General features: G+C 38.0%; 13 protein-coding genes. All 13 read left to right on the top strand.

Translation table 11 applies throughout. The features are described 5' to 3' along the window. The 13 genes from RGB74_RS10835 (at position 1) to flgB (ending at position 13,448) form a co-directional block, all read left to right on the top strand. Entirely contained in the window at positions 1-1,293 is a 1,293-nt protein-coding gene (locus tag RGB74_RS10835; protein WP_310759330.1) for a hypothetical protein, read from the top strand. Between the two features lie 178 nt (positions 1,294-1,471). Continuing rightward, on the top strand, positions 1,472-1,747 hold the full coding sequence (locus RGB74_RS10830) for an EscU/YscU/HrcU family type III secretion system export apparatus switch protein (RefSeq protein WP_310759329.1): 276 nt from the start codon (positions 1,472-1,474) through the stop codon (positions 1,745-1,747). 45 nt (positions 1,748-1,792) lie between these two features. Further along, complete coding sequence (locus RGB74_RS10825; RefSeq protein ID WP_310759328.1) at positions 1,793-1,951, top strand: small, acid-soluble spore protein, alpha/beta type; 159 nt, start codon at positions 1,793-1,795, stop codon at positions 1,949-1,951. Between the two features lie 202 nt (positions 1,952-2,153). Continuing rightward, positions 2,154-3,314 (top strand): ADP-forming succinate--CoA ligase subunit beta, encoded by a 1,161-nt coding sequence (sucC, locus tag RGB74_RS10820; RefSeq protein WP_310759327.1) that lies wholly within the window; start codon positions 2,154-2,156, stop codon positions 3,312-3,314. A 35-nt stretch (positions 3,315-3,349) separates the two neighbouring features. Then, positions 3,350-4,264 (top strand): succinate--CoA ligase subunit alpha, encoded by a 915-nt coding sequence (gene sucD / locus RGB74_RS10815; protein WP_310759326.1) that lies wholly within the window; start codon positions 3,350-3,352, stop codon positions 4,262-4,264. A 100-nt stretch (positions 4,265-4,364) separates the two neighbouring features. Beyond that, positions 4,365-5,231 (top strand): DNA-processing protein DprA, encoded by an 867-nt coding sequence (gene dprA / locus RGB74_RS10810; RefSeq protein WP_310759325.1) that lies wholly within the window; start codon positions 4,365-4,367, stop codon positions 5,229-5,231. A gap of 101 nt (positions 5,232-5,332) precedes the next feature. Further along, the gene (gene topA / locus RGB74_RS10805; RefSeq protein ID WP_310759324.1) at positions 5,333-7,408 is read left to right on the top strand and encodes a type I DNA topoisomerase; all 2,076 of its coding nucleotides are present in this window, start codon (positions 5,333-5,335) and stop codon (positions 7,406-7,408) included. 12 nt (positions 7,409-7,420) lie between these two features. Then, positions 7,421-8,728, top strand: a complete 1,308-nt coding sequence (trmFO, locus tag RGB74_RS10800; protein ID WP_310759323.1) for an FADH(2)-oxidizing methylenetetrahydrofolate--tRNA-(uracil(54)-C(5))-methyltransferase TrmFO — start codon at positions 7,421-7,423, stop codon at positions 8,726-8,728. Between the two features lie 61 nt (positions 8,729-8,789). Continuing rightward, positions 8,790-9,692, top strand: coding sequence for a tyrosine recombinase XerC (gene xerC / locus RGB74_RS10795; protein WP_310762845.1), 903 nt, complete (start codon positions 8,790-8,792; stop codon positions 9,690-9,692). 24 nt (positions 9,693-9,716) lie between these two features. Continuing rightward, positions 9,717-10,256: an ATP-dependent protease subunit HslV gene (hslV, locus tag RGB74_RS10790; RefSeq protein ID WP_310759322.1), complete on the top strand. Its 540-nt coding sequence runs from the start codon at positions 9,717-9,719 to the stop codon at positions 10,254-10,256. 23 nt (positions 10,257-10,279) lie between these two features. Beyond that, on the top strand, positions 10,280-11,674 hold the full coding sequence (hslU, locus tag RGB74_RS10785; protein ID WP_310759321.1) for an ATP-dependent protease ATPase subunit HslU: 1,395 nt from the start codon (positions 10,280-10,282) through the stop codon (positions 11,672-11,674). 24 nt (positions 11,675-11,698) lie between these two features. After that, positions 11,699-12,478, top strand: a complete 780-nt coding sequence (gene codY / locus RGB74_RS10780; RefSeq protein ID WP_310261701.1) for a GTP-sensing pleiotropic transcriptional regulator CodY — start codon at positions 11,699-11,701, stop codon at positions 12,476-12,478. A gap of 607 nt (positions 12,479-13,085) precedes the next feature. Further along, entirely contained in the window at positions 13,086-13,448 is a 363-nt protein-coding gene (gene flgB, locus RGB74_RS10775; RefSeq protein WP_310762843.1) for a flagellar basal body rod protein FlgB, read from the top strand. The last annotated feature ends 1 nt before the right edge of the window (position 13,449 follow it).

Genomic DNA, 13,449 nt, shown 5'->3' with positions numbered 1-13,449 from the left:
GTGCTGCAAGTAAATTCTGTAAATCAGCAATTGCCCGCATCAAAAATACAGGAAGCCATACTATCACTGAAACCTAATCAGTTGTTAATGGCGAAAATTTTGGAGATCTTTCCTGATCAGTCAGCCAAAATTTTATATGAGGGACTTACCATCCACGCAAAGCTTGACGCACCTTTAAGTAAGGGAGAACGTTATTTGTTTGAGGTCATGTACCATTCAGATAATCAAACAATCATTTTAAAAAAAGTAGATGCAGATCCTGTCCGATCCGCCCCTGAACAAATCCTGCAAAAGCTCAAAATGCCTGTTCAAAAAAACGAAATAAAGGCAGTAGACTATGCGATAGCAGAAAAATTACCTTTAACAAAAGAAAATATAAAGCTAATTGCAGATATTTTACAGCAAACTGCAGGATTGCCATTTAATGAGAAGAAACTGGTTATTCAACAAATGCTTAGACTGCAATTACAAGCATCACCTTCAAATATAAAGACTATTATATCGTCTATTAATCAGCACAATGAAAAGATGGATATGAAACCATTGTTCGATTCATTACTTGCTGTAGCGCATAAAAGCGTGCATGTAGAGAAAACGATAAATCTCCTGGAAAGTCTATTTGGCTTGCAAAGAAATGCTGACAAACTTAACGATAAGAGTGCTGCAAGCAATAAAACTCAAGAAATTATGAATACAGTACAGAACATGTCTAATAAATCTTTGGGAAATGGAATTGAAGATGCTGATGTTATGTCTGTAAAGTCAGTAAGAAATTTGACGCATGTTCAACCACAAGTCTCTGCTTCAGAGCTTGTGGTTCAATCGGCTGTCCAAGAAAAATCTGGCCGGCACCCTGCTTCAGAAATGTTTTTGCAAGCTGCTGAAAAATGGCTGAAAAATTCAGGTTTGCTTCATGAAAGAACGTTGTTTTTAAATCCTGAACAATTAAAACATACAGAAACATTAAAATCCCAGCTTTTGTTCTTGCATCAAAATGCAGAACAGCTTAAACTTACGGATTCAGTTAAGCAAAGTATAGATCATGCAATAAGCAGGATTACGAATCAGCAAATTCAGAATTTACCTTCTAATGATGGCATGCAGCAATTTATTTTACAAATTCCATTTCAAACAGAGATTCAGCCTAAAGAAATGATAATTCGCTGGGAAGGCAAACAGGCAAATGGAGAATCGTTAGATCCAGAACATTGCAGAATGCTGTTTTGGCTTGAAATGGAGCACATAAAGAAGTGGCTGTTGATGTACACATTCAAAATAAAATCTTATCTATAAAAGTATATTCAAATTACCCTTCTTTAGAAAAAATGTCTGGTAATTTATTGCCTATGTTAAAAACAAGTTTGAATAAAATGAAGTATACTCTCTCGTCAATAAGCTTTGTTGAGAAATCAATTCAAGAAATAAAACCAGTAGAACCCGTACTATCGTATAAAGGGATGGATTTACGAGTATGAATAACAATCAAAAAGAAGCGATTGCACTTACATACAATGGGAAGGAAGCAAGGGCACCTGTAGTTATTGCAAAAGGCAGAGGTGAGATTGCAGAAAAGATAGTAGACACAGCATCCAGTCATGATATTCCGATCCAGGAAGATCCATCACTTGTACATTTACTTTCGAAGCTAGAAATTGGAGAAAGTATACCTGAAGAATTATATGAAGTAGTGGCAGAACTTTTTGCATTTATATATCAACTTGATAAAGAAGCAGGGAAGAAAACATAATTGTCGTATGTTTTGGGCATTGCTAACGTAAAAGGAGTGTTTAGTATGCCTAGAAACAAATTAGTTGTAAAGCAATCCGAACAACTCGTCAACACATTTAAGGAAGAAATGGCTGAAGAATTTGGTTTATATCGCTCAGCAGTTGAAAGAGAAGCGATAACGCCTAAACTAATTAAAAAACACAAAAACGACAAAAACAAATGAAAGAAAATTTGGATTTCCTTATTTTCTAAGAAGAAAAGCAAGTAAACCAAAATCACTGCAATGTGATTTTGGTTTTTTTATATAGCTGTGATCACTGTATACGCTTGCAATTTTCTGAAGAATAGTAGACATAAGACGCTTCGTCCGATACAATGGATAACGGTACTTTAAGTTTTCACCATGATAGGAGGATGGAGAGTAAATGAATATCCACGAATACCAAGGTAAAGAGATACTTAGAAAATATGGTGTGGCTGTTCCTAACGGAAAAGTAGCATTTACTGTCGAAGAAGCTGTAGAAGCTGCTAAAGAATTGGGGAGCGCTGTATCAGTAGTGAAGGCACAGATTCATGCTGGCGGCCGCGGTAAAGCCGGCGGCGTAAAAGTAGCCAAGAATCTGGATGAAGTGCGAACATACGCAAATGAAATTTTAGGAAAAGTGTTAGTAACACATCAAACAGGCCCAGAAGGTAAAGAAGTAAAGCGCTTACTTATCGAAGAAGGCTGCGATATTAAAAAGGAATATTACATCGGTTTAGTATTAGACCGCGCCACTTCCAGCGTTGTAATGATGGGATCTGAAGAAGGCGGTACTGAAATTGAAGAAGTTGCAGAGGAAACTCCTGAGAAGATCTTTAAAGAAGTAATTGACCCTGCTATCGGACTTCAAGCATTCCAAGCAAGACGTCTTGCTTATAACATTAAAATTCCGACTGAACTTGTAGGTAAAGCTGTTAAGTTCATGATGGGATTATATTCTGCGTTCGTTGACAAAGATTGCTCAATCGCAGAAATCAACCCGCTTGTTGTCACAGGTGACGGTAATGTAATGGCACTTGATGCTAAGATGAACTTTGATTCCAATGCTCTTTATCGCCACAAAGATATCGTTGAATACCGCGATTTGGAAGAAGAAGATGCAAAAGAAATTGAAGCTTCTAAATACGACCTAAGCTATATTTCACTTGATGGAAATATCGGCTGTATGGTTAATGGTGCTGGCCTTGCTATGGCAACAATGGACATCATTAAACATTACGGCGGAGATCCCGCGAACTTCCTTGATGTTGGGGGCGGTGCTACAACTGAAAAGGTAACTGAAGCATTCAAAATCATTCTTTCTGACAAAAATGTTAAAGGGATTTTCGTAAACATCTTTGGTGGAATCATGAAATGTGACATCATTGCAAATGGTGTTGTTGAAGCTACAAAACAGGTTGGACTTGAACTGCCTTTAGTTGTTCGTCTAGAAGGTACAAACGTTGATCTTGGTAAGAAGATCCTTAAAGAATCCGGACTTAATATTACAGCGGCAGATTCTATGGCTGACGGTGCAGAGAAAATCGTCGCGTTAGTGAAGTAATAGAGAAAACATTGTAGGAAGGATGGATTGGAAGCATGAGTATTTTTATAAATAAAGACACAAAAGTCATCGTTCAAGGTATTACAGGTTCCGTTGGTCTTTTCCACACGAAACAAATGGTTGAATACGGAACAAAAATCGTTGGCGGAGTAACACCTGGAAAAGGCGGCACCGAAGTTGAAGGTCTTCCTGTTTTCAATACAGTTGTTGACGCGGTTAATGAAACGGGAGCAAACGCTTCTGTTATCTATGTACCGCCAGCTTTCGCTGCAGAAGCGATCATTGAAGCTGTAGATGCTGAACTTGACCTTGCTATCTGTATTACAGAAGGAATTCCTGTAATGGATATGGTAAAAGTTAAGCGTTATATGGAAGGTAAAAAAACGCGCCTAGTTGGACCAAACTGCCCAGGCGTTATTACACCTGAAGAGTGTAAAATCGGTATTATGCCTGGTTATATTCATACAAAAGGCCATGTTGGCGTTGTTTCCCGTTCTGGGACATTAACATATGAAGCTGTACATCAATTAACAGAGCGCGGCATTGGTCAGTCTACTGCTGTTGGTATTGGTGGTGACCCAGTTAACGGAACGGACTTTATCGACGTTCTTAAAGCCTTCAACGAAGACGAAGACACTTACGCTGTAATCATGATCGGTGAAATCGGCGGAACAGCGGAAGAAGAAGCTGCTGAATGGGTAAAAGCAAACATGACTAAACCAGTTGTTGGGTTTATCGGCGGACAAACAGCACCTCCTGGAAAACGTATGGGACATGCTGGTGCGATTATCTCAGGTGGTAAAGGTACTGCTGATGAGAAAATCAAAACGATGAAAGAGTGCGGAATTAAAGTAGCAGCTACACCTTCAGTTATGGGAGAAACTTTAGTAGAAGCACTAAAAGAAAACAATTTGTATGATCGCTGTGTAACAAACAAAGCAAAAGCATAAGCCATATAGACATCACATCGTGAAAAAGCTCCCAGATCCGGGAGCTTTTTTTACCTTTATTAGATAGTAGTTTTGTATGATTCATGAGGAGGGAAAAGAGTTGGATAAAGAACGTTTAATTTTTCTCCATCATTGTGAAGGCTTAAGCTGGCAGCACATAAATAAAATCTTAATGTCTGATAAAGATTTGAAGCGTGTTTTTTCGATGAGTGTAAATGAAATAATGCTGGATTTAGGCCTATCAGAGCAGATTGCAAAGCGTTTGTATCGCCATATGAATCATCAGTCTATCAATTACATAATGAAAGAATTAAAGAAGTATTCAATATCGGCTGTCACCTTTTTAGATGATGATTATCCTGTAAGCCTCAGGTCTATTTTCGATCCACCCTGGGTACTCTATTGCAAAGGGGATATCCGATTACTGAAAAAGAAAAATATTTTAAGTGTAGTAGGTACTAGAACCCCAAGTTATCAGGGAAGAGATGCATTAAAGAAAGTGATTTTGCCTCTTATACAAGAATCTTGGGTTATGGTCAGCGGTCTAGCAAAAGGGATTGATACTTTTGCACATGAACTTTGTATAAAAAATGATTCATTAACTGCAGCTGTTCTCGGCTCAGGTTTAGAATGCATTTATCCGAAAGAGAATCATAAACTTGCTGAGCAAATCAGCAACAAAGGAATTTTACTTTCGGAATTTCCACCCAAAACCCAGCCGAAACGATGGCATTTTCCTTTGCGAAACAGAATAATAAGCGGATTGTCAAAAGCTACTTTAGTCGCTGAGGCAAGAACTAAAAGCGGGTCACTAATAACTGCTGATCAGGCTTTAGAACAGGGCAGAGATGTATTTGCTATTCCTGGATCTATCCTTCAAGAATGTTCAGCAGGTACTAATTATTTAATTCAAAATGGGGCAAAACTTGTAATGTGTGCAGAGGATATTTTGTATGAATGGCAATGATTCATTTCGATATGAAAAAAGGAAACAGTTTGACAAAACCAGATACATTATTTAATAATAGGGAAGATTTCACTAAACCCTTAAAGGGGGATAAACTGTAAATGGAAAAATACTTAGTCATTGTTGAGTCTCCCGCAAAAGCAAAGACAATAAAGAAATATTTAGGGAGCAAATATGACGTAAAAGCATCAATGGGGCATGTGCGAGATTTGCCAAGAAGCCAAACAGGTATCGACGTTGAGAATAATTATGATCCTAAATATATTACCATCCGAGGGAAAGGTCCTGTATTAAAGGACTTAAAGACAGCAGCTAAAAAAGCGAAACAAATATTTCTCGCAGCTGACCCGGATCGTGAGGGAGAAGCTATTGCATGGCACCTGGCACATAGCTTAGAAATGGATGTAACATCGGAATGCCGGGTAGTATTCAATGAGATTACTAAAACGGCAATTAAAGACTCGTTTAAACGGCCTCGAAAGATAAATATGGACCTTGTGAATGCACAGCAAGCACGAAGAGTTCTAGATCGGCTCGTTGGTTATAAAGTCAGTCCTTTATTATGGAAGAAAATAAAAAAAGGATTGAGTGCAGGGCGTGTACAAACTGTAGCTGTTCGATTAATCGTTGAACGTGAAAAAGAAATTGAAGCTTTTAAACCTGAAGAATATTGGAAGATTAAAGGTTTGTTCCTAACAGGCAAAGAGGAATTTGAAGCACAATTTTACGGCGTGAACGGGAAGAAGAAAGAACTTTCGAATGAAGAAGAAGTAAAAGAAGTGCTTAGCAAAATGAAAGGCAATTCTTTTACAATAGATTCAGTTCAGAAAAAAGAGAGAAAAAGAAACCCTTCTCCGCCATTTATCACTTCCTCTCTTCAGCAAGAAGCGGCACGCAAACTAAATTTCAGAGCGAAGAAAACAATGATGCTTGCTCAGCAGCTTTATGAAGGGATCGACTTAGGAAAAGAAGGTACGGTAGGTCTGATCACATATATGCGTACAGACTCCACGCGAATATCAGATACTGCAAAAGATGAAGCAAAGAATTTTATTACTGATGAATATGGAAAACAATACGTAAACATTGGCAGAGCTGAAAAAAAACAAGGGAAAAATGCTCAAGATGCTCATGAAGCCATTCGACCGACTTCGGTAATGTATAACCCGAAAGACCTTAAGAATTACTTATCTAGAGATCAGCTGCGGCTTTACAAATTGATTTGGGAACGTTTTCTTGCAAGCCAAATGGCATCAGCGGTTCTCGATACAATGACTGTAGACCTTCAAAATGAAGGTGTTATGTTCCGCGCTACAGGTTCAAAGGTGAAGTTTCCAGGTTTTATGAAAGTCTATGTGGAAGGTAATGATGACGGCAAAAAAGAAGAGGATCGTATTCTTCCTGATCTAGTAGAAGGCATGAAGGTTAAGAAAAAAGAACTTGAGCCGACTCAGCACTTTACGCAGCCGCCCCCACGCTATACAGAAGCAAGACTGGTAAGAACAATGGAAGAGCTTGGTATAGGAAGACCATCCACTTATGCTCCAACTCTTGATACGATTCAAAAACGTGGTTATGTGGCTTTGGATGACAAGAAATTTGTTCCTACTGAACTTGGCGGACTTGTTCTTGAGATGACGCTTGAATTTTTCCCGGAAGTATTTAATGTAGAGTTTACCGCTAAGATGGAAAATGATCTGGATGAAGTGGAAGATGGGAAAGAAAACTGGGTTGAGATCATTGATGAGTTCTATAAAAACTTTGAAAAGAAATTAAAAATCGCAGAAGCTGAAATGCAAAAAGTCGAAATTAAAGACGAGCCTGCAGGTGAGGATTGCGAAAAGTGCGGACATGAGATGGTTTACAAGATGGGCCGTTTTGGTAAGTTTATGGCTTGTTCAAATTTTCCGGACTGCCGAAATACGAAAGCAATCGTTAAAGATATCGGTGTAACATGCCCAACCTGTCATAAAGGGACAATTGTAGAAAGAAAAAGTAAAAAGAAAAGAATATTCTATGGTTGTAATCGCTATCCTGATTGTGAATTTGTTTCTTGGGATAAACCTCTTGCCAGAAGCTGTCCAAAGTGTAATAGTATGTTAGTAGAAAAGAAATTAAAAAAAGGAAAAGTCGTACAATGTGTATCATGCGACTATTCCGAAGAGGAATCAAAGTAAGGAGTTTTCTTCATGAGTCATCAGCATATAAATGTTATTGGAGCTGGTCTTGCAGGCAGTGAGGCTGCCTGGCAGATCGCTTCAAGAGGTATAAAAGTAAAATTGTACGAAATGAGGCCTGTTAGACAGACACCGGCGCACCATACAGATAAATTTGCAGAACTAGTATGCAGCAACTCATTAAGAGCGAATACATTAACAAATGCTGTTGGTGTATTAAAAGAAGAAATGAGAAAATTAAATTCGGTTATTATTTCTTCAGCAGATGATTGTGCCGTTCCAGCCGGAGGTGCACTAGCTGTTGACCGCCATGAGTTTGCTGCTCTAGTAACAGAGCGTGTTAAAAATCACCCGAACGTTGAAGTCATCCATGAAGAAGTGACAAATATTCCAGATGGACCTACTATAATTGCAACAGGTCCGCTGACATCTGATAATTTATCAAATTCACTTAATAAATTAACAGGTGAAGAGTATCTATATTTCTACGATGCTGCAGCTCCTATTATTGAAGTGGACAGCATCAATATGGATAAAGTATATTTAAAATCGCGTTATGATAAAGGCGAAGCAGCTTACTTAAATTGTCCGATGACAGAAGAAGAGTTTGATCGTTTTTACGAGGCTCTTATAACGTCTGAAACCGTTCCATTAAAAGAATTTGAAAAAGAAATCTTTTTTGAAGGCTGTATGCCTGTGGAAGTTATGGCGAAGCGTGGGAAGAAGACGTTATTATTCGGACCGATGAAACCTGTAGGCCTTGAAGATCCCAAAACAGGGAAGATTCCATACGCTGTTGTTCAATTAAGACAGGATAACAGTGCGGGAACGCTATATAATATTGTAGGATTTCAAACGCATTTAAAATGGGGACCTCAAAAGGAACTTTTGCACCTCATACCTGGGTTAGAAAATGCAGAAGTTGTTCGTTATGGTGTTATGCATAGAAATACATTCTTAAATTCGCCGAAGATGTTAAAGAACACGTATCAGCTGCAATCCAGAAATGATTTATTCTTTGCTGGACAGATGACAGGTGTTGAGGGCTATGTTGAAAGTGCAGCATCCGGTTTAATTGCAGGAATCAACGCTGCTAAACTCGTAAAAGGCGAAGAGCTTGTTACATTCCCAAAAGAAACAGCAATCGGAAGTATGGCGCATTATATTACGACGGCTAACCCTGATAATTTCCAGCCAATGAATGCTAATTTTGGTTTATTGCCGGCATTGGAAAAAAGGATTCGAAACAAGCAAGAACGAAATACGGCATTAGCTGACAGAGCGTTGGAAACAATTCAGAATTTTATAACAAATTTGTGAACATCTATTGCTTTAGCCCCTAAGTTGTGATACGATTTAGGGGCTTTGTGAGGTGTTAGAAATGGTATCAGAACGCGAGCTCATTAATGATTTTCTTCAATACTTAATGATTGAAAAGAACTGCTCAACATACACGATCGAACACTATGAAAAAGATATTTTAGACTTTTCTTCTTTTTTGAAACAGCAAGCAATCGAAGGATTCGCTGCTGTTTCTTATGTTTTAGTCAGGCATTATCTTGTAGTTCTTCATGAAAAGAAGTATGCAAGAAATTCAGTCGCACGCAAAATTTCGGCGCTGCGCAGTTTTTATCGTTTCTTAAATCGCGAAAAAATAATGGAGGAAAACCCGTTTGCAATGGCATCGCTGCCTAAAAAAGCAAAAAGGCTTCCCCAGTTTTTATATGCAGAAGAATTAGAAAAACTGTTTAACGTATCCGATTTAGAAACACCGATTGGACAAAGAAATCAAGCCATTCTCGAACTGCTCTACGGAACAGGCATCCGAGTCAGTGAATGCTGTAAAATACAGTTAAGAGATGTAGACTTGAAGATGGAACTCGCCTTAATAAAAGGCAAAGGAAAAAAAGAAAGATATGTACCCATAGGATCGTATGCTAAAGAATCAATTGAACGATATTTAGCTGACGGCAGAAAGATTCAGCTTGAAAAAACAGAAAATAAAACAGATTCTTTATTTTTAAATTATAAAGGGGAACCTTTAAGTCCGAGAAGCGTAAGAGATATATTGAACAAGTTAATTGAAGAATCGTCTCTTACAATACATATTAGCCCTCACGTTTTAAGACACACCTTTGCTACCCATATGCTCAATGAAGGTGCAGATCTAAGGGCGGTTCAGGAATTGCTGGGCCATGCTCAACTGTCATCTACTCAAGTTTATACGCACGTGACTAAAGATCATCTAAAAAAAATCTATAATAATACTCATCCTCGAGCATAAAAACAAAAAGGGAGGGATTTTAATATGTCAACTTTTCATGCTACTACCATTTTTGCTATTCAGCATAATGGAGAATCAGCCATGACTGGCGATGGTCAAGTCACATTTGGGAATGCGGTTGTGATGAAACATACTGCCAAAAAAGTAAGAAAGCTTTATGGCGGCAGGGTATTAGCGGGTTTTGCCGGTTCTGTTGCAGATGCATTTACACTTTATGAAAAATTCGAAAACAAACTTGAAGAATATAGTGGAAATCTGCAAAGGGCAAGTGTAGAACTGGCAAAAGAATGGCGTACAGATCAAGTCCTAAGAAAACTTGAAGCACTCCTAATTGTAATGAATAAAGAACATATGCTTCTTATTTCTGGAACAGGGGAAGTAATTGAACCAGATGACGGAATACTAGCAATTGGATCTGGAGGAAATTACGCACTTGCAGCTGGTCGGGCTCTTAAGAATAAAGCTCCTAATCTTTCAGCAAAAGAAATAGCACTGGCTTCCTTACAGACAGCAGGAGAAATTTGCGTTTACACGAATACAGAAATCGTGTTGGAAGAACTTTAAATTTTATTTAAGGAGCGAGTCAGATGAATAGTCAATTAACCCCAAGGCAGATTGTTGAAAGGCTTGATCAATACATCATCGGACAAAAAGATGCTAAAAAAGCAGTTGCTGTTGCACTCCGCAACAGATATAGAAGAAGCCTCCTGGATGATAAAATGCGGGATGAAGTATCTCCAAAGAACATACTGATGATCGGCCCTACAGGTGTAGGAAAGACTGAGATAGCCAGAAGGCTGGCTAAACTTGCTCAAGCGCCATTTATTAAAATTGAGGCAACAAAGTTTACAGAAGTGGGATATGTTGGCCGGGATGTAGATTCTATGGTTCGTGACTTAGTCGAAACTTCCATTAGACTTGTAAAAGAATTGAGAATGAATGATGTTAAAGACAAAGCCGAGAATAATGCAAATAAACGCTTGGTTGAATTGCTTGTTCCAGGTAAAAAAGCGGAAACAAGTTACAAGAATCCATTGGAAATGTTTTTTGGCGGTGGAAACCAGAATCAGGATCCTCCATCTGAAAAAGATGATGAAGCGGCGCTGTCGCAAAGCCGAAAACAGATGGCGCATAAGCTTGCACTAGGCGAAATGGAAGATCATCTTGTAACTGTGGAAGTTGAAGAACAAAATCCATCCATGCTGGATATGTTTCAGGGTTCTGGACTGGAGCAAGTCGGCATGAACATGCAAGATATGCTTGGCGGCATAATGCCTAAGAAAAAGAAGAAACGAAAGCTTACAGTCCGGGAAGCTAGAAAAGTGTTAACCCAGGATGAAGCTGCTAAATTGATAGATATGGACGATGTTGCTAGTGAAGCGGTTTATAAAACAGAGCAAACAGGTATTATATTTTTAGATGAGATTGATAAAATTGCCGGGAAGAACCAGAATTCAGCTGATGTGAGCAGAGAAGGGGTTCAGCGTGACATACTGCCTATCGTAGAAGGTTCAACGGTAATGACGAAATACGGTTCAATTAAAACAGACCATATCTTATTTATCGCAGCGGGAGCGTTTCACATGGCGAAGCCTTCAGACCTAATTCCCGAGCTTCAAGGCAGATTTCCGATCAGAGTTGAATTAAATAACTTGTCTGTAGATGATTTTACACGTATATTAATAGAGCCTGATAATGCGATAATAAAACAGTACAAAGCTCTATTAAGTACAGAAGGTATAAATGTTGAATTTTCTGACGATGCTATTGCTAAGATTGCAAGTATCGCATATGATGTAAATCAAAACACTGACAATATTGGTGCAAGAAGACTTCATACGATATTGGAGCGCTTATTAGAAGACTTGTCTTTTGAAGCCCCGGATATCAGTTTGGACCAAATTACAATTACACCCGAGTATGTAGAAGAAAAACTGGCGAACATCGCTAAAAACAAGGATTTAAGCCAATATATTTTATAGGACGCAGTAGGAGGAAGAAATAAAATGAATTTATTAAACAAAGCAAGAAGCATTAACTCAATGCTACAACAAACAGGTGGTAAGCAAGTAAACTTTAAAGAGATGGCTGAAACTTTAAGTACGGTTATCGGTGCTAATATATTTGTAGTAAGCCGACGAGGTAAGCTTTTAGGAACTGCTCTCAAACAGGATATCGAAAATGAACGCATGAAAAAAATGATTCAAGATCGTCAATTTCCTACAGAATATACTAAAAATCTTTTTAACATTACTGAATCAATGGCTAACATTGATGTCGAGAGTGACTACACAGCATTCCCTGTTGAAAATAAAGATTTATTTTCTACAGGTTTAACTACAGTTGTACCAATTGTAGGAGGCGGTGAAAGACTTGGAACATTGATTCTTTCCAGACTATCAACTTCTTTTGAAGAAGATGATCTAGTTTTAGCGGAATATGGTGCAACGGTAGTAGGAATGGAGATCCTACGTGAAAAGGCTGAAGAAATTGAAGAAGAAGCGAGAAATAAAGCTGTAGTTCAAATGGCGATCAGTTCACTATCTTATAGTGAACTTGAAGCGATTGAACATATTTTTGAAGAACTTGAAGGCAATGAAGGTCTTCTAGTTGCAAGTAAAATTGCAGATCGAGTAGGTATTACGAGATCTGTGATTGTAAATGCACTTCGTAAATTGGAAAGCGCTGGTGTCATTGAATCTCGCTCACTAGGAATGAAAGGTACTTACATTAAAGTATTAAATGATAAATTCCTGCTGGAGCTTGAAAAATTAAAAACTTCTTAATATTGATATGTTATGTAAAAGCTGATTCAAAGGGTATTGCGTTTTCCCTTCGAATCAGCTTTTTTCTATATAAGAAGCTGTCGTTTCCACGAGGGTTAAGGTGAGATGGCTAAATTCAGCCTATGGGATTCACCTGTCTAGATGACTAGTTAGTTGAGTTTATCATCTAATTATTCCAGATGACAAAGTGCTCCTTCCTAGTTTTCAACTTATGCTGGTCAGACCTGAGCAAGCTGTCTTCTCTTTTCGGCTATCACGCTGCTCCCGGAGAAGTCTTGTACCTTGCACTCAAAAAATTTTTAGTGGTTTTGAAGAACAATGAGGTAACATATATCACTCGTCAAAATATGACAAATTTAACCAAAATAAAAAATATTTCCAATCTTTAAAATACTGCTTGAGTGCAGGATTTTTATCCTATATGATTAATTAGGTATTAAGGACTAGTCGAAACATAGTGCTTTCTATCGAAAAAAGTCATTTTAGGGAAAAATACATAGACACTTTTTGGATATATCACGTAAAATATGGTAGAGATGTAAGAATTAACAGAAATAGATTTATAGTAAGAAAGAGGGAAGTGGTTTACTTGTTCTCTAGCTCAGTTATGAGAAATTTAGAAACGGCATTAGACGGAGCGGCTTTAAAGCAAAAAACGGTATCCAATAATTTAGCGAATATCGATACTCCGGGATATAAAGCAAAAGAAACGGTTTTTAAACAGGAGTTCGATAGAAGCTTAAAAGCTTACCGTACAGATCAAAGGCATTTTGCCTTTAGTACGCAGACTCCTTCGTCTTTTTATGTAAAAGAACAAAGAAACACGACAATGAATAATAATGGAAACAATGTAGATGTTGATAAGGAAATGGCTGAATTAGCTAAAAATCAACTCTATTATCAAACGCTTGTACAACGGATCAATGGGAAATTCAATTCAATTAAGATGGTTGTTAAAGGTGGTAGATAAC

Origin of the sequence: Bacillus sp. NEB1478, assembly GCF_031582965.1 — a bacterium.
GTDB lineage: Bacteria > Bacillota > Bacilli > Bacillales > Fictibacillaceae > Fictibacillus.
This window is presented reverse-complemented; position numbering and strand designations above follow the sequence as displayed.